We start from the raw sequence: 17,613 nt of genomic DNA on the forward strand, positions 1-17,613 counted from the left end.
CATGCCACGAATGTCTCACGCGCAGGCCCTCGTCGAGCACGCGGCGGCGCTCCAGATCGTCGAGGCAGCCGGTCGAGCACAGGGGCCAGGTGGGCGCGAGGGGTCGGGTGGGGCGCGGGGCCCGTACGCATCTCGCCGTTCACTGAACCGGAGCCGACCGGCGGCGACGCCGCACGATCGGGCGTCGCAGCGAGCCGAATCGCCGCAGTATCTGGGGCCTGCGGACGGTCCGGTCGAACCACTCGCCGAGGGTGACGCCCGCCGCCAGCGCGCAGCCGACGCCGACTGCCGCGAGTAGTTGGTTGGCTCCGATCAACAGTTCGTCGTTGAGTAGCGCGGACAAGCCGCGATAGACCTTGAGACCGGGTAGCAGCGGGGTGATGCCCGCGACCGCGACGACCAGCGGGGGAGTCAGCGCTCGGCGGGCCATCAGACCACCGGCCAGGCCGACCAGCGTCGCGGCGACGGCGGAGGAGATCACCGGACCGAACCCGGCTTGCTGCGCGAGCAGGAAGCAGATGGTGCCCGCGGCGCCGCTGCCCGCCGCGGCGGCGAGGGCGCGGCGTTCGGCATAGCAGGCGAGCGCGAAGGCCAGCGCCACGATGGCGCCCGCCATGATCTTCACCGGCAGGTCGGTGATGTCGTGGCCGGAGGTGAGATAGACCGGCGGCACGGTGGCGTCGATCAGATCGGCGATGCGCAGCGTGAGCGCGATACCCGCGATGATCCCGCCGGTCATCATCATTACCTCCAGCATGCGGGCGGTCGCGGTGATAGGGGCGCCGGTGATCGCGTCCTGCACTGAGCCGACCAGTTGTAATCCACTGAGCAGCACGGTGATTCCCGCCGCGATAATCAGGGTCGGGTCGACGTCGACATTCAGCCAGGCAGCGAGGGTCGCCAGCACGATGGCCGGTATCGCGGCGATCGCGCCGCCGACCACGTGCTGGAAAAAGAACGGCAGGCCGTAGCGATTGAGAACTCGGTTGGTGCGGTCGATCGCCGCGGTGCTGGCGAAACTGACGGCTGCGACGAGGGCGCCGCCGCCGAGCAGTGCGGCGATCGCCGCCGCCATGAGTGACCAGGCGAAGGTGGCGGTCCAGCGCTGATAGGGGTGCGGAGCCGAGGTGATCGCGTCAAGCGCGGCGCGCGCCTCGTCTGGCGGAATCAGCTTGTTGCGGATCCGTCGGGTCAGCCGGTCCGCTGCGGCGAGGCGCGTGAAATCCAGGGACCGGTAGTGCACGATCCGAGCGGCGCTTGCCGGTGGCAGCTGCGGTCCGCGGTCGGCCCAGATCCTGATGGCGTCGTAGGTGACATCAACGCTGCAGCGAGATAGGCCGTAGGTGGCGGCGATGAATCGCACCGTCGTCGTGGTGTCGACGACGCCGGTGCCGGAGGCGAGCACTACTTCGCCCACGCGGACCGAGAGATCGAGGACCTCGGCGACGCGGGCGTCGTCGGTGAGGTCGATCGGCTGTAGCGGCGTCGGCGCCGAGACGATGGTGTCCGCGGTCGCCTGACGGTCCGCGACGAGCAAACCGACGGCTTGGCTGACGACGGGAATCCGGCGTGCCCGCCGCAGGCGCAGCCCACGGCGCCAGCCGAGGTGGTCGACTCGCTCGGCGGTGATGTCGCCTCCGGAAAATGCGTCAGGACCCATGACCGCGAACCTAGTCATTGGGCGTGTCCTTGGCATCCGGGCGCGTCAGGGTGGGCGTGTCGGTCCTGCCGAGGCTCTTGGTCGGTTTCGCGAACCGTGATAGAACTTGTTCTAATTCGGCGAGGGGAGCGTGTACGGTGCGGTACGGAATCGTGTTGTTCACCAGCGACCGGGGAATCAGCCCCGCGGATGCGGCGGTGGCCGCCGAACGTGCCGGTTTCGACACGTTCTATGTGCCCGAGCACACCCATATCCCGGTGATCCGCGCGGCGGCGCATCCGCGCACCGGCGACGCGAGCCTGCCTGACGACCGGTACCTGCGTACCCTCGATCCCTGGGTGGCACTCGGCACGGCGGCCGCCGTGACCAGTCGCATCGGGCTGTCTACCGCGGTGGCGCTGCCCGCTGAACATCATCCGATCACGCTGGCCAAGACCATCGCTTCGCTGGACTATCTGTCCGGCGGCCGGGTCAGCCTCGGCGTGGGATTCGGATGGAACACCGACGAGTTGGCCCACCACGGCGTGCCCGCCGGCAAGCGAAGGACTGTGCTGCGCGAGCATCTGGATGCCATGCGTGTCCTCTGGACCGAGGAGGAGGCCGACTTCACGGGGGAGTTCGTGTCTTTCGGTGCCAGCTGGTCGTGGCCCAAGCCGGTGCGAAAGCGAATTCCGGTGCTACTCGGTGCTGCCGGGACCGAGAAGACATTCCTGTGGCTGGCGAAGAACGCCGACGGGTGGATCACAACCCCCACGGAGGACGGTCTGGATGACAAAATCGCACTTCTGCACCGAATCTGGCATGAGCACGATCGCGCGGACACGCCCGAGATCGTGGCCCTTGCCGGTAGGCATGACGCGGCACAGCTGACGCAGTGGGGCGAATTCGGCGTCACGGAAGTGGTTTTCGGGCTGCCCGACCGATCGGCGGACGACGTCAGAGCCTATCTCACGCGGCTGGCGGGAAAACTGGGGATCGAGGAAACCCAGTGACGCCCTGAGCGCGCGCTCGAATTCCCACGATGCCAGCCGCGCCTGCGGGACACCAAGAGGCCCGCGATCACGCCGACGACGGCGGTCGCGTCGAGTCCCTCGACCAGAAGCCATGTGGTCGCCGACCCGGTGGCCCCGTCGGCGGTCGCCTCCGCCAAGGTCAGCTGGGCGCGTGCCCTCGCGTCCACCGCGAAGCCGATCGAGTGGATGATCCGGTCGACGCCACGCTGCTGCATGTCCCGCGCCACCTCGGACGGGTCGGGTGCGTCGCCGTCGCCGTGACAAGCACGACCGAGCGTGGGCCGGAGCCGGCGGGCCGCGGGATCGGGCGGGTCAGCGCAGGTCGCGCCTGCGGAACACGGCGATACCGACGCCGAGCAGGATCGCGGTGATTCCGAGCAGCCACAGTACCGGCTGTGCCTGGAACTCCGCGCCGGGCAGCTTCGGCGGATGGATGTAAGGCACCAGATCCACCATCCACTGCGGCAGCCCGTCCAGGGAACCGACGAAGTAGAGCACCACCATTGCGCTGAGCACGCCCCACGCGGCGGGTGTGAACCGCGGCGCGAGGCCATACAGGGCCACTGTGATGCCGGTAACCACCCAGACCGCGGGCAATTGTACGGCCGCCGCTCCGATCGACTGTGGCAACTTCGTACCCAGATCGCCTGCCGAGAGGCCGTACACGACGCCGATCGCCACACCGGCGACCAGCAGCGCCGCCGCCGGACCGAGTAGCGCGAAACCGATATGGCTGAGCGCGTATCGGGAGCGGCCGACCGCGCCGGACAGCGTGGCCTCGACGCGTGCGCTGGACTCCTCGTCGTGCAGCCGCAGGGCGGCGGAGATCGAGTAGGCCGACGCGGCCGCGGCGAGCATCACAATGGCGTAGGTGATGAACGATTGCTGCAACTGCTCGGAGCCACCCATCCGGGTGACCATGTCGCGAATGGTGGCGCTGCCATCGAGCATGTCGCCGAGACTGTTGACCGCGCCGCCGATCAGCAGGCCGTAGAGCGCGAAACCGACGGTCCAGGCCAGCAGCGTGCCGCGTTGCAGCCGCCAGGCCAGTCCGAGCGGGCCGGACAGGCTGGGGGCCGCGGCCGGCGGTCCAGGACGCTCGGCGAGCAGCCCCGAGCCGGTGTCGCGGTTGCCGAGTAGCGCGTACGCGGCGGCGGTCCCGAGCACCGCGACGGCGCACAGCGGGACCAGCACCCACCAGCGTTCGCTCGCGTACGGCCGAATCTGCAGGCACCAACCGATCGGTGAAAACCAGGACAGCACACCATTTCCGGCGTCGCCGACGGCCCGCAGCGCGAACGCGGCGCCGAGCGTGCCGAACGCCACGCCGCGCGCCACCCGCGCGCCCGCGCTCACCTGGGCCGCCACCGCGGCGACGGAACCCCAGAGGATGCCTGATGCCGCGAGCGCGGCGCCGAAGGCGAGCGAACCCGGGGCAGGCAGGTCGTTGCCGTAGAGCGACAGGGTGCACACTATTCCGGCGAACAGCGCGCCGGAATAGGTCATGATCAGCGCGGCGGTGAGCCCGGCATACCGGCCGATGCTGGTGGCGCCCACCAACTCCGCGCGCCCGGTCTCCTCCTCGACCCTGGTGTGCCGGATCACCGTGAGCACCGTGGCTATGGCGATCATGGTGTACATGGCGCCTGCTTTCCAGGTGCCGATCGAACCGAGCTCGGAGCTGAATACCGGGCCGTACATGGCGCGCAGCGCCGGGCTGTCGGCCGTGGTTCTGGCGAAGCTGTCGAGCTCGCCTTGGGTGTCGTACAGATCCTTGATGCTGGCGATCTGCAGAGCGGGCATCAGACCGATCAGCAGCGTCCACAGCGGCAGCACGATCCGGTCCCGCCGCAGATAGAGCCGCAGCAGCTGGCGGGTGCCCGCGAAATCGCTGGAGTCGCCGAATATCGGTGCCGCGTCGGCGCGGTCGGCGGTGGAGATGGTCATGACCGCACCTTCTCCCCGGTGGTCGCGGCGGCGTCCGGTGTCTGGCCGTCGACGTGGTAATGCCGCAGGAACAGTTCCTCGAGCGTGGGCGGAGCACTGATCAGACTGCGCACGCCGGTGTCGCCGAGTACCCGGATCAGCTCGCCGAGGTGCTCGCCCTCGACCTGGCAGCGCAGCGTGGCACCGTCCCGCTCGATGTCCTCCACGCCAGGGATACGGCTGAGATCGCCGGGGTCGCCGAGTAATTCGGCGGTGATCGAGGTGCGCGAGAGGTGGCGCATATCCGACAGCGAGCCGCTCTCCACCGTGCGCCCGGCGCGGATGATCGTCACCCGGTCACACAGCACTTCGACCTCGGAGAGGATGTGGCTGGACAGCAGGACGGTGGTACCGCGCTCCCGCGCCTCGTGCACGCACTCCCGGAAGACTTGCTCCATCAGCGGGTCGAGGCCGGACGTCGGCTCGTCGAGCAGCAGCAGGCGCACGTCGGAGGCCAGCGCGGAGATCAGGGCGACCTTCTGGCGGTTGCCCTTGGAATAGGCGCGCGCCTTCTTGCGCGGGTCGAGGTCGAAGCGGTCGATCAGTTCGGCGCGGCGTTTCTCGTTGATGTCGCCGCGCATCCTGGCGAGCAGGTCGATGGTTTCGCCGCCGGACAGCGAGGGCCATAGCGTGACATCGCCGGGAACATAAGCCAGTTCGCGGTGCAGGGCGACCGCGTCGGCCCACGGATCGCGGTCGAAGAGCCGAGCCCGGCCCGCGGTGGCCCGCAGGATGCCGAGCAGTACCCGGATCGTGGTCGACTTGCCTGCGCCGTTGGGTCCGAGGAAGCCATGGATCTCGCCTTCGGTCACGCTGAGATTCAGTCCGCCGAGCGCGGTGACGTGTCCGAAGGTTTTGCGAAGATCGTGGACTTCGATGACGTCGGACATCAGTTCTCCTTGGTGAATGTGTCCAAGATCGTTGGATCGGTGAGGAGGCCCTGGGTGTAGAACTCCAGGGCGGGTGCGGTGAGTTCTTCGGTGAGTTCTCGAACAGCCTTGCGGTAGTCGATCTTCTCGCCGTGTCGCTGACGCATCTGCATGTACAGCAGGGTGGCGCCGACATTGAGCAACATCAGGTATCTGGCGCGTGCCGCCGGGTCGCGACTCGGTTTGACAGTGCCCGCCTCGACGCCCTGCTCGAGGTACCCTTCGGCGTCGGAAACCATATGATCGAGGAGCGATTTCGCCATTGGTCCGCCTGCCTGGAGGCTGCGCACCATGTAGCCGACCAGCGGTCCGTACGACTCGATCTCGGCGAGGGCGTTGAGCATGCCCTTCGCGACGGAGGGTGCCGTGATCGCCTTGACCTTCTCGTCGCGGATCAGTTGTAGAACGCGGTCGTCGCAGGCGACACGCAAGCCGTCCTTGGAACCGAAGTGGTGATTGACCAGCCCGGGAGAGACGCCGGCGGCGGCGGCGATCGTGCGGACACCGACCTGGAATCCGTGTTCGCCGAATACCTCGATCGCGGCGTCGCGGATGCGGGCCGCGGTGGTCAGATCGTCGGCGGGTCCTTGCGAAACGGGCTGTTGATTAAACACATGTTCAGTATACTAAACGAGCGTTCAAGAGTCTGGCAAGGGCTTCGGCGGACATGTCGCGTCAACGTTTTACCGTTCGGGTGCCGGTCTATCGTCGAATTATGACTTCCGGCACCGCAACGACGGCCGATCATCTACGTACGGCACTCGATGGACCCTGGGCGGCCGTCCGCGACGAAGCTCGCATCCAGCTGGCGGGGAAACAGTTCACCGGTGACCCCTACCTCGACTACAAGGCGGCGCGGGCGCGGGTGCTCGCGCAGATGCGTGCCATCGCCGCGATCGGCTACGCCGAGCGGGGCTTTCGGCGGGAGAACGGTGGAACCGGCGAGCCGGGAGCGGCAGTGGTCGGACTGGAGATGCTGGCCTACACGGACCTGTCGCTGTGGGTGAAGTCAGGTGTGCAGTGGGGATTGTTCGGCGGCGCGGTGGAGAATCTGGGCAGCGAACGGCACCGGAAGTACATCGAACAGCTGATCTCGCTGGATCTGCTCGGATGCTTTGCCATGACCGAGTCCGGACATGGCAGCGATGTCGCGAATCTGGAGACTACGGCGACCTACGATCCGCAGACCGAGGAGTTCGTCGTGCACTCGCCTACGCCGTCGGCGCGCAAGGACTACATCGGCGGCGCGGCCGAACACGCCAGAATGGCGGCGGTTTTCGCGCAGTTGATCACCAACGGCGCGAACGAGGGTGTGCACTGCCTGCTGGTGCCGATCCGCGACGAGAGCGGCGCCGACTTGCCCGGGGTGACCACCTCCGACGACGGACTGAAGGGGGGCCTGCCCGGTGTCGACAATGGGCGCATCGTCTTCGACCACGTGCGCGTACCCCGGGAGAACCTGCTCAACCGTTACGCCGATGTCGCGCCGGATGGCACCTACCACTCCGAGATCGAGAACCCGAGCCGCCGGTTCTTCACCACGCTGGGCACGCTGGTGCGCGGTCGGGTCAGCGTCGGCGGCGCCGCGGCTGCCGGTGCGCGGGTGGCGCTGAGCATCGCGGTGCGTTACGCACTGAAGCGGCGCCAGTTCGCCGACCCGGACACCGGCGCGGAGACGGTGCTGCTGGACTACCGCAGCCACCAGCGGCGCCTGCTGCCGCTGGTCGCGAAGTCCTACGCGCTTGCCTTCGCGCAGAACGACCTGGTACGTCGGATGCATCTGGTGCAAACCGGCCAGGACCTCGACCCGGGCGCGCAGCGTGCGCTGGAGAAGCGCGCGGCGGGCCTGAAGGTCGCGCAGACCGAGCACGCCACCCGTGCGATCCAGGAGTGCCGCGAAGCGTGCGGCGGCGCGGGCTATCTGACCGAGAACCGGCTGGTCACGTTGAAGGCGGACACCGACGTGTTCACTACCTTCGAGGGCGACAACGTCGTGCTCACCCAGTTGGTGGCCAAGGAACTGCTCACCGCCTACGCCGACGAAGTGCGCGACCTGGACGCGCTCGGCTGGGTGCGCTTCGCCGCAACCATGGCTGGCGATGTGGTGCGCAAGCGATCGGGCGTTCGCCAGCTGATCCAAACTCTCAAGGACCGCGGTGACGAATCGATCGACGAGGGGGACCTGTCGCGTCGGGCGGTGCAACTGCAGCTGTTCGCCGACCGGGAGGACTACCTGATCCGCACCGCGGGACACCGGCTGCGCGCCCGGGCTGCGGACACCCGCCCGTTCGAGGCGTTCAACAACGCCCAGGACCACATCCTGGCTGCCGGCGCGGCGCATATCGACCGGTTGGTGCTCGAGGCGTTCATCGAAGGCGTCGCGGACATCGAGGACCCGCGCGCTCGCGCGCTCGCCGACTCCATGTGCGACCTGTTCGTCTACTCGACGATCGAGGAGAACCAAGCCTGGTACATCATGCACCGGTTCATGTCGGTCGACCGCGCGAAGGCGGTGCGCCGGGGCGTGAACGAGCTGGTCGACCGGCTGCGTCCGCACGCGCCGGCCCTGGTCGAGGCGATGGGCGTGCCCGAGTCGATGCTGTGTGCGGCCATGCTCGACGACGCGAGTGTGTTCGACCGGACGTAGTCCGAGGCCCGGCGCGGGGCGTAGCAATGCGGCCGCGCCGGAATCCGGCTGCCCAGCACAGCAGTATCACCATCGCGATCGCCGCTGCGGTGCCGCCGAGGATGTCGGTCGGATGGTGGTAATCGAGGCCGACCATCCCGGCAGCGGCGGCCAGTAGTGCCACGCTCGCCATGGCGCACACCGCGCATCGCGTGCGGTGCGTGTCGGCCAACAGCACGAACGTGCCGGCGATAGCGACGAGGTGGACGGTGTGCCCGCTGGGGTAGGCGAGGTAGTCCTGCCACTGCCGTCCCCACAGCGGTTTCAGCAGCCAGGTGTTCACCGCGACGGCGAGTTCCGGCACCACGGCCATCGTCACCGCGCGGCGCCGGTCGCCGCGATACGCGAACCACGCGCACGCCAGCAGTAGCAGCGGGAGCAGGATGTAACCGTTGCTCGGGACGACGAGGGCCTCGTACACGCCGGGTCGCGCGTCGAGCGTCGAGTGGAGAGGATCGGCAATCGCACGATCGACTGTGGACGGACCGCCGTCGGCGGGCAAGGTCATCGGCAGCGCGGCGGTGACCGCGGCTCCTGCCGCGGCGACGCCGATCAGGACGATATTTCCTGAGACACGTTTCTCCGGAACTTCGAGCACCGCTCGACGATAGTCGCCGGGTCAGCCGGGGCCATAGGTCGAAATCGCGCTGACCACGAACCACAGCACCCAGGCGAAGCCGATGATCATGCCGATCACCAAAAGGGTGCGCATGAATGTGCGGCCGAGGTCCAGATCGCCGGCCTCCCTCGGGTACAACTTCCACGGGCTGTACCACGGCGCCTCGATCGTGAAGGCGGACGTTTGCGCGTCTCGTTCGGCCTGCGCCAGCTCCTCCGCATAGGCCTCGGCCTGCGCCTGGTTCGGTCCGCCGTGCCACAGCGTGATATCGATCGGACCGAGGAAACCTTCGTTGAGCAGGTCCTGCGGCGCGGGCAGATACGGCAGGATGCCGAGACCGCGGAACGCGACGGCGACGTCGTTGGCCGTCCAGAGAAAGTTCTCCTCCTCGGCGAGCACGTCGAAGTAGTGCCGGAGCCGCGCGGCATCGTCTCCGATAATCACGTCGAAGCTCGGATCGGTCCACGCTTGTTCGATCCGTAACTCGGCGCCGCGCAGTGGGACGATCACTGCGAGGCCGTGGACGGATCGCTGCCCGAGGCTGCGGGCGGCGAGCCAGCTTTGCAGCGCGAAGGTGTGTTCGCGGGACCTCTCCAGGGGTGTGCCGCGGTCGCGCCCCTCCATCGCGGCGGGCGCGCCGTTGATCGTCCACTGGCCATTGAGCGGGACCTCCAGGACGCCGTCCTGCCGGGCGACGAGCGCCTCGGCCTCGATCACCACACAGCTGGTCGGCGTCCACACCACGGCATCGAACTGGTGCAGCCGGTCCTGGTGGAACAGGCTGCAGTTGATGGTCGCGACACCATGCGGAGTGTCGGGATCCTTCCAGGTGCGCAGCCAATCGATCAGCGCCCGCTCGGCATTTGTGCCTGCGGCGTTCTGGACTCGCACGAGCATTGGCGACCGCCCTTCCCGTCGACACTCGACAGTGGACAGGATACGAGGTCCCGCGCCGAGTTCGCCGCGCCGACGGCAACAATCGGCGTGTTGGGACCGGGACTACTCCGGCTGTCCTGCCGCAATCCGGCCTACACGGACCGCGTCGACCAGTTCGGCGTGATCGGCCTCGGTGCGATCGGCATAGCGCACAGCGAAACTCGCCACCGCGTCGTCGAAATGCTCGTCGCCGTCGAGGTATCCCGATAGCAGCCGCGGGTCCAGCGAGCGGGAATGTGCTCTGGCCAGCAGCGCACCCGCCAGCCTTCCGTAGTCGTCGAGGTCGTTCGTGGGCAGCTCCGCGGGGTCGATGCTGCCCTTGAGATTGCGGAATTGCCGTACGATGAAAGGCAATTCAACCCCCGCACCGGTCGGGTCGATCGAGGTCCAGCCGAGCAGGATATCGCTCTCGGACTGAACGAGCCTGGTGCCCTGCACAATTCGCTCCCCTTCATGCCGGGTGCCGGCCGCGGGCAGGAACGGGGCAAGTGCGGAGGGGGTGGCCTGCTTCACCTGGAGGACCAGCGCCTCGCCGTCGTTGCCGTGCAGCAGCGCGAGGTAGCTGTGCAGCCCGACACTTCCGGTGCCTACAATTCGAAAGGCGATGTCGGACACCGCGAATCGGGCGATCAGGTTGCGCCTGGATTCGCGCAGTGTCCCGGAGTAGCGTTCGAGTCCTGCGATCACCGCGTCGGCGACGTGGTCGGTTACCAGGGTGAGAATCGGTGGGTCGCTGACGAACCGATGTTGGCGGATGCCGGTTTCGTGGTCGTCGAGGTGTTCGGTCCACTTGGCCACCACCTTGGCACTGGTGTTCTTACGTGCCTTCTTCGCGGCCTTCTTGAAGTCGTCCAGCAGGTCGTCGGCCTTGGCGCGGCTGATCACCGACTCGTCCGGCAGCGCGCTCCAGGACTCCATGAACGGCATGGCGGCCAAGGCGTCGACAGCCAGACGGTAGGAGCGGGCCGCATCGCGCGCGGCCGTGCGGCAGTCGTCCTCACCGGCGCCGCCTTCGCGCCCCACCAGCACCAAGCCGGCAGCGAGCCGCTCCAGGTCCCACTCCCACGGTCCTGCGATGGTCTCGTCGAAATCATTGATATCCATGATGATTTCGCCGCGAGGGGTGCCGTAGAGGCCGAAGTTCGCGGCGTGCGCGTCGCCGCACAACTGGGCGACGAGCCCACTGTCCGGACCACCCGCCAGGTCGGCCGCCATCAACCCCGCCGCGCCGCGGTAGAAGGTGAACGGGGAGGTGATCATGCGGCCGATGCGCAGGGGTACCAGGTGCGGCAGCCGACCGGCGTTGCTCGACTCGACGAACTCGAGCACGCTGGGACGGCGCACGCTGGTCGCCTCCCGGTCCCGCGCGATGACCGGAGTCCGCTGACGCAGCGCGCGCCCCTTGGCGCGGACATCGTCGGCGGGCACATAGGAGCGCAGGTCGATACCACCTTTTGACACACCGATTCACGCTAGTGGGTGCTTGGCCCCGCAACGGTGTGGTGTCGGCCTCACTTCGCCAGGGGCGGCACCGGCTCGATCGGTAGCCGTAGCGAGCCGGGCGCCGCAGCGGGCACCGCGGGATGGGTGGGCGCCACCGGTGTGACTCGCCGGTAGGACGATCCCAGCTCCGGACGGGTGTCGGGTTCGTTCCGGTTGGGCCAGAATGCCATCGCGCGCTCGGCCTGCGCGGTGATGGTGAGCGACGGGTTGACGCCGAGATTGGCGGTCACCGCGGAGCCATCTGCGATGTGCAGGCCGGGGTGCCCGTAGATCCGCTGATACGGGTCGACTACTCCCGCCGCTGTGCTGTCGCCGATCACGCAGCCGCCGATGTAGTGGGCGGTCGCCGGGATATCGAATACGTCCATGATCAGGCCGTGGGTGTCGCCGTCGATTTTCGCGCCGAACCTGCGACCTATGTCATGAGCAAGCGGAATCCACGTCGGGTTCGGCTCGCCGGTGCCTTGCCTGGTCACGAGCTGCCCGTGCCGGCGAAACGAGGTCAGCGAGTTGTCCAGCGACTGCATGACCAGCAAGATCACCGATTTCTCCGACGCGTGCCGTGCGTTGAGGCTGCGCAGGAACACCAGCGGGTGCAGCAATATCGCCAGCAGGAACCGCAGGAAACGGAACGCGCCGCCGTCCACGATCGGTGCCGACATCGGGAACAGCGCGTTCTGCCCCTTGCCGTAGTGGCACACCTCGACATGGGTATCGGCCTCCGGATGGATCGAGGAGGTGATGGCGATGCCCTCGGCGAAGTCGCGGCGCGACCGGCTCACCACGTTGAGAATCGCCTCGGAGTTGCTGCGGGTCAGCTCGCCGAGTCGCGGTGACAGGTTGGGCAGCACGCCGTCGTCGCGCATCTTGTGTAGCAGCTTCTGGGTGCCGAGGGCGGCTCCGGCGAACACCACCTGCTCGGCGGAGAAAGTCCTGCGCTGCTTTCGGACCCAGCGGTCGGACCGGTGAGTGTCGACCGCGTAACCGCCGTCGGGCAGCGGGCGGACGGCGGTGGCTGTGGTCAGCGGGTGTACCTGCGCACCTGCCTGTTCAGCCAGATACAGGTAGTTGGTGGTCGTCGTGTTCTTGGCGTTGTGCGGGCAGCCGGTGAAGCACCGCGCACAGTGCACGCAGCCGTTACGGCGCGGCCCCGCGCCACCGAAGTACGGGTCGTCGACTTCGGTGCCCGGATCGCTCTCGTTGAAGAACACGCCGACGTCGGTGGGGTGGAAGGTATCGGCGACGCCGAGGTCTTCGGCGATCTGCTCGAGCACCTCGTCGGCCGGGGTCATGCGCGGATTCGGCGCGACGCCGAGCATGCGCTTGGCTTGGTCGTAGTACGGCGCCAGCTCCGCACGCCAGTCGGTGATGTGGGCCCACTGCTGGTCGGTGTAGAAGTTCGGCAGCGGTTCGTAGAGGGTGTTGCCGTAGATGAGTGAGCCCCCGCCGACGCCCGCGCCGGAGAATACGGCGCACTTGCCGAGCAAGCTGATCCGCTGCGGTCCGGTGAGGCCGAGTCGCGGAGCCCAGATCGATGAGCGCACATTCCAGTTCGTGCGTGGAATGTCCTCGGCGTTCCACCGTCGACCCGCCTCGAGGACACCGACCCGGTATCCCTTCTCCGTGAGCCGCAAGGCACTGACGCTGCCGCCGAAGCCGGAACCGATCACTACCACGTCGTAGTCGAATGCGGACATACCTACCTCTCACTTCTCTACCGATAGATGAGATAGTTTCATACTCATTCTTTCACTGTCGATCTGTGGCGAAAACCATCGCCGCCCGGCATCGGCGGCGGGGATATCGGAGAATCGGCGCGGGGGAGATGGCGGTGGTGGGGGTCGGTGCGGTATGCACGGGTCGTGACAACCGAATCGGGCAGAACGGAACCGGAGGAGCGCGCGGGCGCCGACGGCGCGGATACCGGTGTCCTCGCCGACCGCGTCCTAACCGTGCCGAACGTGCTCAGCGTGCTGCGCCTGCTCGGCGTTCCGCTGTTCCTGTGGTTGCTGCTGGTCGAGCGGGCCGATGGCTGGGCGTGCGTCCTGCTGGTCGCCAGCGGCGTCACCGACTTCCTGGACGGCAAGCTCGCGCGGCTGCTCGACCAGTCCTCGCGGCTCGGGGCGCTGCTCGATCCGTTCGTCGACCGGCTGTATCTGATCACGACGCTGGCGGCCTTCGTGATCCGAGGCATGATCCCGTGGTGGGTGGCCGTGATCCTGGTCGGCCGCGACCTCGTGCTCACCCTCACGCTCTCGGTCTACAAGCGTCGCGATCTGCCCCCGCCCGAGGTGATCTACCTGGGCAAAGCGGCCACCTTCGCGCTGATGTCCGCGCTGCCCTGGTTGCTGGCGGGGCAGATGGACTGGGCGGCCGCCGGTTTCGGGCGAGCCCTCGGTGGGGCATTACTGGTCTGGGGTACGGCGGTCTACGTGTGGACCGGCGTTCTCTACACCGGCAGGGCCATCTCGGTCGCAAGAGCGATACCGGCTGTGCCGGCCCGGGCGGAGTAGCCGATAGAGTTTGCGTGCAACGTTCAAACGAAAGGACGGCCTGTGGCCCAGACCCCCGAGGATTTGCGCTATACCGAGGAGCATGAGTGGGTTCGCCGGATCGCCCCGACCCGGGTTCGGGTGGGCATCACCGACTACGCCCAGTCTCAACTCGGTGACGTTGTGTTCGTACAGTTGCCTCAGACGGACACGGATGTGGCCGCCGAGGACAGCATCGCGGAGGTGGAGTCGACCAAGAGCGTGTCCGACATCTACGCGCCGCTGAGCGCGAAAGTCGTTGCGGTGAACGAGAAGTTGACCTCGGAGCCGGAGACGTTGAACACCGATCCCTACGGTGACGGGTGGCTGTTCGAGCTGGAGGTGAGCGACACGGAGCGCCTGGATGCGACGCTCGGTGAACTGCTGGATGCCGCAGGTTATCAAGGAGTTATCGGGGGCTGAATCAGCCTTCCCAGTTCTACCTGCACGGGTGCGGCCCGGCAGGGTACGGTCAATGCCAACAGAGGTATCCGGCGGTTGTGCCGGGAGTCCAGGCACTCGAGGGCAGGTCGTGGTGCCACAGGTATCACCTGCTTGCATGGATAATCAGGTTCGAGGAGGAGAGAAACGGTGAGCGAGAACAAAGACCCGGGTTACGGGGAGACCGCGGCCGAGACGACGTCGGTCTTCCGCGCGGATTTCCTGAACGAGGTCGACGCGTCGCGCGCCGCAGAGACGGCCGGCGAGCAGCCGGTCCAAGGGGTCGAGGGTCTGCCCGTTGGCGCGGCCCTTCTGGTCGTCAAACGCGGCCCGAACGCGGGCTCGCGGTTCCTGCTGGATCAGCCGACCACATCGGCGGGGCGCCACCCCGACAGTGACATCTTTCTCGACGACGTCACCGTCAGCCGTCGGCACGCCGAGTTTCGTCAGGACGATGATTCGTTCCAGGTCGTCGACGTGGGCAGCCTGAACGGCACTTACGTGAACCGGGAGCCGGTGGACTCCTCCGAGCTGCAGAACGGTGACGAGGTGCAGATCGGCAAGTTCCGGCTGGTGTTCCTGACCGGACCGCGCGCGCAGGTGACCGACTCGTCGGCGGGTGCGGGCAGCCTATGACAATGGCGGCGCTGGTCTCACACCTCATGAAAGGCTCGGGGTCATGAAGGACCTGGCGCGGTGACCGGTGCGGCGCAGTGGGCCCGCGGAGGCATGTCGATCGGCTCCGTGCTCGACCTGCTGCGCCCCGACTTTCCCGACGTCACCATCTCGAAGATCCGCTTCTTGGAAGCGGAGGGCCTGATCCGGCCGGAGCGGACGCCCTCGGGCTACCGAAGATTTTCCGTCGCGGACGTCGAACGGCTCCGGTTCGTGCTGACCGCGCAACGCGATCAGTACCTGCCGCTGAAGGTGATCAAGGAGCAGCTGGAAGCTATCGACAGCGGTGCCGCGACGCTCGGCGTCCGGGAAGCCCGCGCCCGGACGCACGTCGGCCGCGTCGGTGCCGCGGAGTCCGGGCGCGTGTCGCCGGACGCCGAGCGTCCCGCCTCGGGTGCCGAACCTGGCGGGGGGCAGGTGGCCGCGCCACGGAGGCTCGGCGTCGTGCCGAGTGAGATCTCCCCGGATGATCTGCGGTTCGATCAGGAAATCCGCGTCACCCGGGCGGATCTGCTCGACCAGGCCGAGATCGAGGAGAAGTTCCTCAACGACCTGATCCGCGCCAACCTGATCACGCCGGGACCCGCAGGGTACTTCGACGCCGACGCGGTGACGCTGGCGAAGGCCGCGCGTGCAATGGCCGAATTCGGTTTGGAGGCAAGGCATCTGCGCGCGTTCAAGCTCGCCGCCGATCGTGAGGCCGCGCTGGTCGCGCAGATCGCCGCCCCGATTGCGAAGAGCCGCGACGCGGGTGCGCGAGCCCGCGCGGAGGAGACGGTGCGAGAACTAGCGGCGCTGTCGCTGACCCTGCACACCTGTCTGGTCAAGGCTTCGGTCCGGAGTTCACTGGGCGGTTGAGCCCCTTCCGCGCCGGCCCGCGAGTTTCGTCGAGCCAACACGCCGATTTCGGCTGTGCACACGGATCGCTGCACCCGTGCTGGTTCGCTTAGACTCGTGGTACGGCGAGCTCTGCAGTGGTAATGCCGGGCTGGCGGCGAGTATGGGAGGCAGTGCGATGAGCGAAATGCGCGTGATCGGCATACGTGTCGAACAGCCACAAAACCAGCCCGTGCTGTTGCTCCGCGAGGTGGCGGGGGATCGGTATCTGCCGATCTGGATCGGGCAGGCCGAAGCGACGGCGATCGTGCTCGAGCAGGAGGGGGTGACACCGATTCGCCCGTTGACGCACGATCTGATCAAGCTCCTGATCACCGAGCTCGGGCACACGCTCAAGGAGGTCAGAATCGTCGACCTCCAGGAGGGCACGTTCTACGCGGACTTGGTCTTCGAGAATGATCTGCGGATCTCCGCGCGCCCGTCCGATTCGATTGCGATCGCCTTGCGGGTGGGTTGCCCGATCTATGCCGAGGAGGCTGTCCTCGAGGAGGCCGGGCTGGTCATGCCGGACGAGCGCGAGGACGAGGTGGAGAAGTTCAAGGAATTTCTCGAGTCGGTGTCACCGGACGACTTCAAGGCGACCGACAGCTGAAGTAGAGGTCGAGACTTTTACCGCGCGTCGCGTTTGGCTCGATGAGGGCGCTCCCTGGACAATCGAAGGGAGTAATCTCGACAGTTGGGGCCACGTCCGTTTCGGCCGGATCCGACCCGGTTCGGCCACCAACGGAGCCGGGTCATCGATGAGGCTGTGAATGCGTCGGCGAAGCAAGGGAGTGGTCAGTGGCAGAGCAATCGCAGGATGTGGTACAGCCAGGCCTGTTCCCGGACGACTCGGTACCTGACGACCTGGTCGGTTATCGCGTCCCCAGCGCGTGCCAGGTGGCCGGGATCACCTACCGGCAACTCGACTACTGGGCGCGCACCGGTTTGGTCGTGCCCTCCGTTCGTGGCGCCGCCGGTTCGGGTAGCCAGCGGCTGTACTCGTTCAAGGACATCCTGGTCCTCAAGATCGTCAAGCGGCTGCTGGACGCGGGCATCTCGCTGCAGAACATCCGCATCGCCGTCGACCACCTACGCAGCCGTGGCGTGCAGGATCTGGCGGGCATCACGCTCTTCTCCGACGGCACCTCGGTCTACGAGTGCACCTCGCCCGAGGAGGTCGTCGATTTACTGCAGGGCGGACAGGGGGTCTTCGGGATCGCCGTCAGCGGTGCCATGCGCGAGTTGACCGGCGCGATCGCCAATTTTCCCGCGGAACGGGCGTCGGCTGTCACCGAACGCCCCGAGGACGAGCTGTCCTTCCGCCGCAAGGCGCGGATGAATCGCAAGACGGGCTAGGTCCAGTCCGCGGCGCGATCGGAGCGACGGCGCTATCGATCGCCCGTACTCGCCCGCCCTGATCGCTTCGCTGCACAACGCGGAGATCGGCGGCGGTTTCTTCGACACCACCGGTGGTGGCCCCGGGTACTAGTTGGCGCTGACCGAGCGGCTCGTCACCGCGAACGTGCCGATCTATCGCGTCCAACCCACGCGGTGCGCGCACCGTGGCGCATGGCGTCTTCGAACTGCCGCGATTCGACGCGATGGCCGACCGGCTCACGGCACAGTGCGTCGGGCGCTGGGGAGGCGGCCGCCGGGACTACGTCGCGCTACGGCACGGCGATCCTGGGCGGAGGCACTGTCGCTCGCGGCGATCCGGCTGCGCGACGGCCCTGCGATCAGGGCCGCGCGCGATCG

At 67.4% G+C, this 17,613-nt stretch carries 16 protein-coding genes and 1 pseudogene; 8 read left to right on the plus strand and 9 right to left on the minus strand.

All coding sequences use genetic code 11. The features are described 5' to 3' along the window. Nucleotides 1-139: 139 nt before the first annotated feature. Nucleotides 140-1,564, minus strand: a complete 1,425-nt coding sequence (locus AB0H00_RS26080) for a threonine/serine exporter family protein (protein ID WP_357271390.1) — start codon at nt 1,562-1,564, stop codon at nt 140-142. 233 nt (nt 1,565-1,797) lie between these two features. Between AB0H00_RS26080 and AB0H00_RS26085 the strand changes: the two genes are divergently transcribed. After that, nucleotides 1,798-2,652 (plus strand): LLM class F420-dependent oxidoreductase, encoded by an 855-nt coding sequence (locus AB0H00_RS26085; protein WP_357271225.1) that lies wholly within the window; start codon nt 1,798-1,800, stop codon nt 2,650-2,652. Here the strand turns inward: AB0H00_RS26085 and AB0H00_RS26090 are convergent. The 4 genes from AB0H00_RS26090 to AB0H00_RS26105 all read right to left on the minus strand — a co-directional run bounded on the left by AB0H00_RS26090 (nt 2,604) and on the right by AB0H00_RS26105 (nt 6,202). Further along, entirely contained in the window at nt 2,604-2,888 is a 285-nt protein-coding gene (locus AB0H00_RS26090; protein WP_357271227.1) for a hypothetical protein, read from the minus strand. The two genes, AB0H00_RS26085 and AB0H00_RS26090, sit on opposite strands and share 49 nt — an antisense overlap. Nucleotides 2,889-2,985: 97 nt before the next feature. Continuing rightward, on the minus strand, nt 2,986-4,620 hold the full coding sequence (locus tag AB0H00_RS26095) for an ABC transporter permease (protein WP_357271230.1): 1,635 nt from the start codon (nt 4,618-4,620) through the stop codon (nt 2,986-2,988). Next, complete coding sequence (locus AB0H00_RS26100) at nt 4,617-5,549, minus strand: ABC transporter ATP-binding protein (RefSeq protein WP_357271233.1); 933 nt, start codon at nt 5,547-5,549, stop codon at nt 4,617-4,619. The genes AB0H00_RS26095 and AB0H00_RS26100 overlap by 4 nt, the downstream gene beginning before the upstream one ends. Beyond that, on the minus strand, nt 5,549-6,202 hold the full coding sequence (locus tag AB0H00_RS26105) for a TetR family transcriptional regulator (protein WP_357271236.1): 654 nt from the start codon (nt 6,200-6,202) through the stop codon (nt 5,549-5,551). The genes AB0H00_RS26100 and AB0H00_RS26105 overlap by 1 nt, the downstream gene beginning before the upstream one ends. A gap of 101 nt (nt 6,203-6,303) precedes the next feature. Here AB0H00_RS26105 and AB0H00_RS26110 point away from each other — a divergent pair, with 101 nt between their 5' ends. Next, a complete protein-coding gene (locus AB0H00_RS26110; RefSeq protein WP_357271239.1) occupies nt 6,304-8,235 on the plus strand; it encodes an acyl-CoA dehydrogenase in 1,932 nt (643 codons plus the stop codon). A 61-nt stretch (nt 8,236-8,296) separates the two neighbouring features. Here the strand turns inward: AB0H00_RS26110 and AB0H00_RS26115 are convergent. From AB0H00_RS26115 to AB0H00_RS26130, 4 genes and pseudogenes are all read right to left on the minus strand, one after another. Next, nucleotides 8,297-8,782: pseudogene (locus AB0H00_RS26115) on the minus strand (phosphatase PAP2 family protein); the annotation flags it as partial. Between the two features lie 111 nt (nt 8,783-8,893). After that, a complete protein-coding gene (locus tag AB0H00_RS26120; RefSeq protein WP_357271242.1) occupies nt 8,894-9,790 on the minus strand; it encodes a nuclease-related domain-containing protein in 897 nt (298 codons plus the stop codon). Between the two features lie 102 nt (nt 9,791-9,892). Continuing rightward, nucleotides 9,893-11,290, minus strand: a complete 1,398-nt coding sequence (locus AB0H00_RS26125; protein WP_357271245.1) for a DUF2252 domain-containing protein — start codon at nt 11,288-11,290, stop codon at nt 9,893-9,895. Nucleotides 11,291-11,340: 50 nt separating this feature from the next. After that, a complete protein-coding gene (locus tag AB0H00_RS26130) occupies nt 11,341-13,029 on the minus strand; it encodes a GMC family oxidoreductase (protein WP_357271247.1) in 1,689 nt (562 codons plus the stop codon). A gap of 255 nt (nt 13,030-13,284) precedes the next feature. On the opposite strand from AB0H00_RS26130, the gene AB0H00_RS26135 reads away from it, so the two are divergent. The 6 genes from AB0H00_RS26135 (at nt 13,285) to AB0H00_RS26160 (ending at nt 17,214) form a co-directional block, all read left to right on the plus strand. Continuing rightward, on the plus strand, nt 13,285-13,845 hold the full coding sequence (locus AB0H00_RS26135) for a CDP-alcohol phosphatidyltransferase family protein (protein WP_357271393.1): 561 nt from the start codon (nt 13,285-13,287) through the stop codon (nt 13,843-13,845). Nucleotides 13,846-13,887: 42 nt separating this feature from the next. Then, nucleotides 13,888-14,286, plus strand: coding sequence for a glycine cleavage system protein GcvH (gene gcvH / locus AB0H00_RS26140; protein ID WP_357271250.1), 399 nt, complete (start codon nt 13,888-13,890; stop codon nt 14,284-14,286). Nucleotides 14,287-14,454: 168 nt separating this feature from the next. Beyond that, nucleotides 14,455-14,940 carry a glycogen accumulation regulator GarA gene (gene garA / locus AB0H00_RS26145; protein ID WP_357271253.1) on the plus strand — a complete coding sequence of 162 codons (486 nt, stop codon included), beginning with the start codon at nt 14,455-14,457 and terminating at the stop codon, nt 14,938-14,940. A 93-nt stretch (nt 14,941-15,033) separates the two neighbouring features. Continuing rightward, entirely contained in the window at nt 15,034-15,837 is an 804-nt protein-coding gene (locus AB0H00_RS26150) for a MerR family transcriptional regulator (protein ID WP_357271396.1), read from the plus strand. 157 nt (nt 15,838-15,994) lie between these two features. Continuing rightward, nucleotides 15,995-16,468: a bifunctional nuclease family protein gene (locus AB0H00_RS26155; protein WP_357271256.1), complete on the plus strand. Its 474-nt coding sequence runs from the start codon at nt 15,995-15,997 to the stop codon at nt 16,466-16,468. A gap of 188 nt (nt 16,469-16,656) precedes the next feature. Beyond that, on the plus strand, nt 16,657-17,214 hold the full coding sequence (locus AB0H00_RS26160; protein WP_327115458.1) for a MerR family transcriptional regulator: 558 nt from the start codon (nt 16,657-16,659) through the stop codon (nt 17,212-17,214). Nucleotides 17,215-17,613 lie beyond the last annotated feature (399 nt).

Source organism: Nocardia sp. NPDC023852, assembly GCF_040639505.1.
GTDB lineage: Bacteria > Actinomycetota > Actinomycetes > Mycobacteriales > Mycobacteriaceae > Nocardia.

Bases quoted from the DNA above. Each gene is read 5' to 3' on its own strand.
- AB0H00_RS26090 (WP_357271227.1), bottom strand. From the start codon at position 2,888: ATGCAGCAGCGTGGCGTCGACCGGATCATCCACTCGATCGGCTTCGCG.
- AB0H00_RS26095 (WP_357271230.1), bottom strand. From the start codon at position 4,620: ATGACCATCTCCACCGCCGACCGCGCCGACGCGGCACCGATATTCGGC.
- AB0H00_RS26100 (WP_357271233.1), bottom strand. From the start codon at position 5,549: ATGTCCGACGTCATCGAAGTCCACGATCTTCGCAAAACCTTCGGACAC.
- AB0H00_RS26110 (WP_357271239.1), top strand. From the start codon at position 6,304: ATGACTTCCGGCACCGCAACGACGGCCGATCATCTACGTACGGCACTC.
- AB0H00_RS26120 (WP_357271242.1), bottom strand. From the start codon at position 9,790: ATGCTCGTGCGAGTCCAGAACGCCGCAGGCACAAATGCCGAGCGGGCG.
- AB0H00_RS26130 (WP_357271247.1), bottom strand. From the start codon at position 13,029: ATGTCCGCATTCGACTACGACGTGGTAGTGATCGGTTCCGGCTTCGGC.
- AB0H00_RS26150 (WP_357271396.1), top strand. From the start codon at position 15,034: ATGTCGATCGGCTCCGTGCTCGACCTGCTGCGCCCCGACTTTCCCGAC.
- AB0H00_RS26155 (WP_357271256.1), top strand. From the start codon at position 15,995: ATGAGCGAAATGCGCGTGATCGGCATACGTGTCGAACAGCCACAAAAC.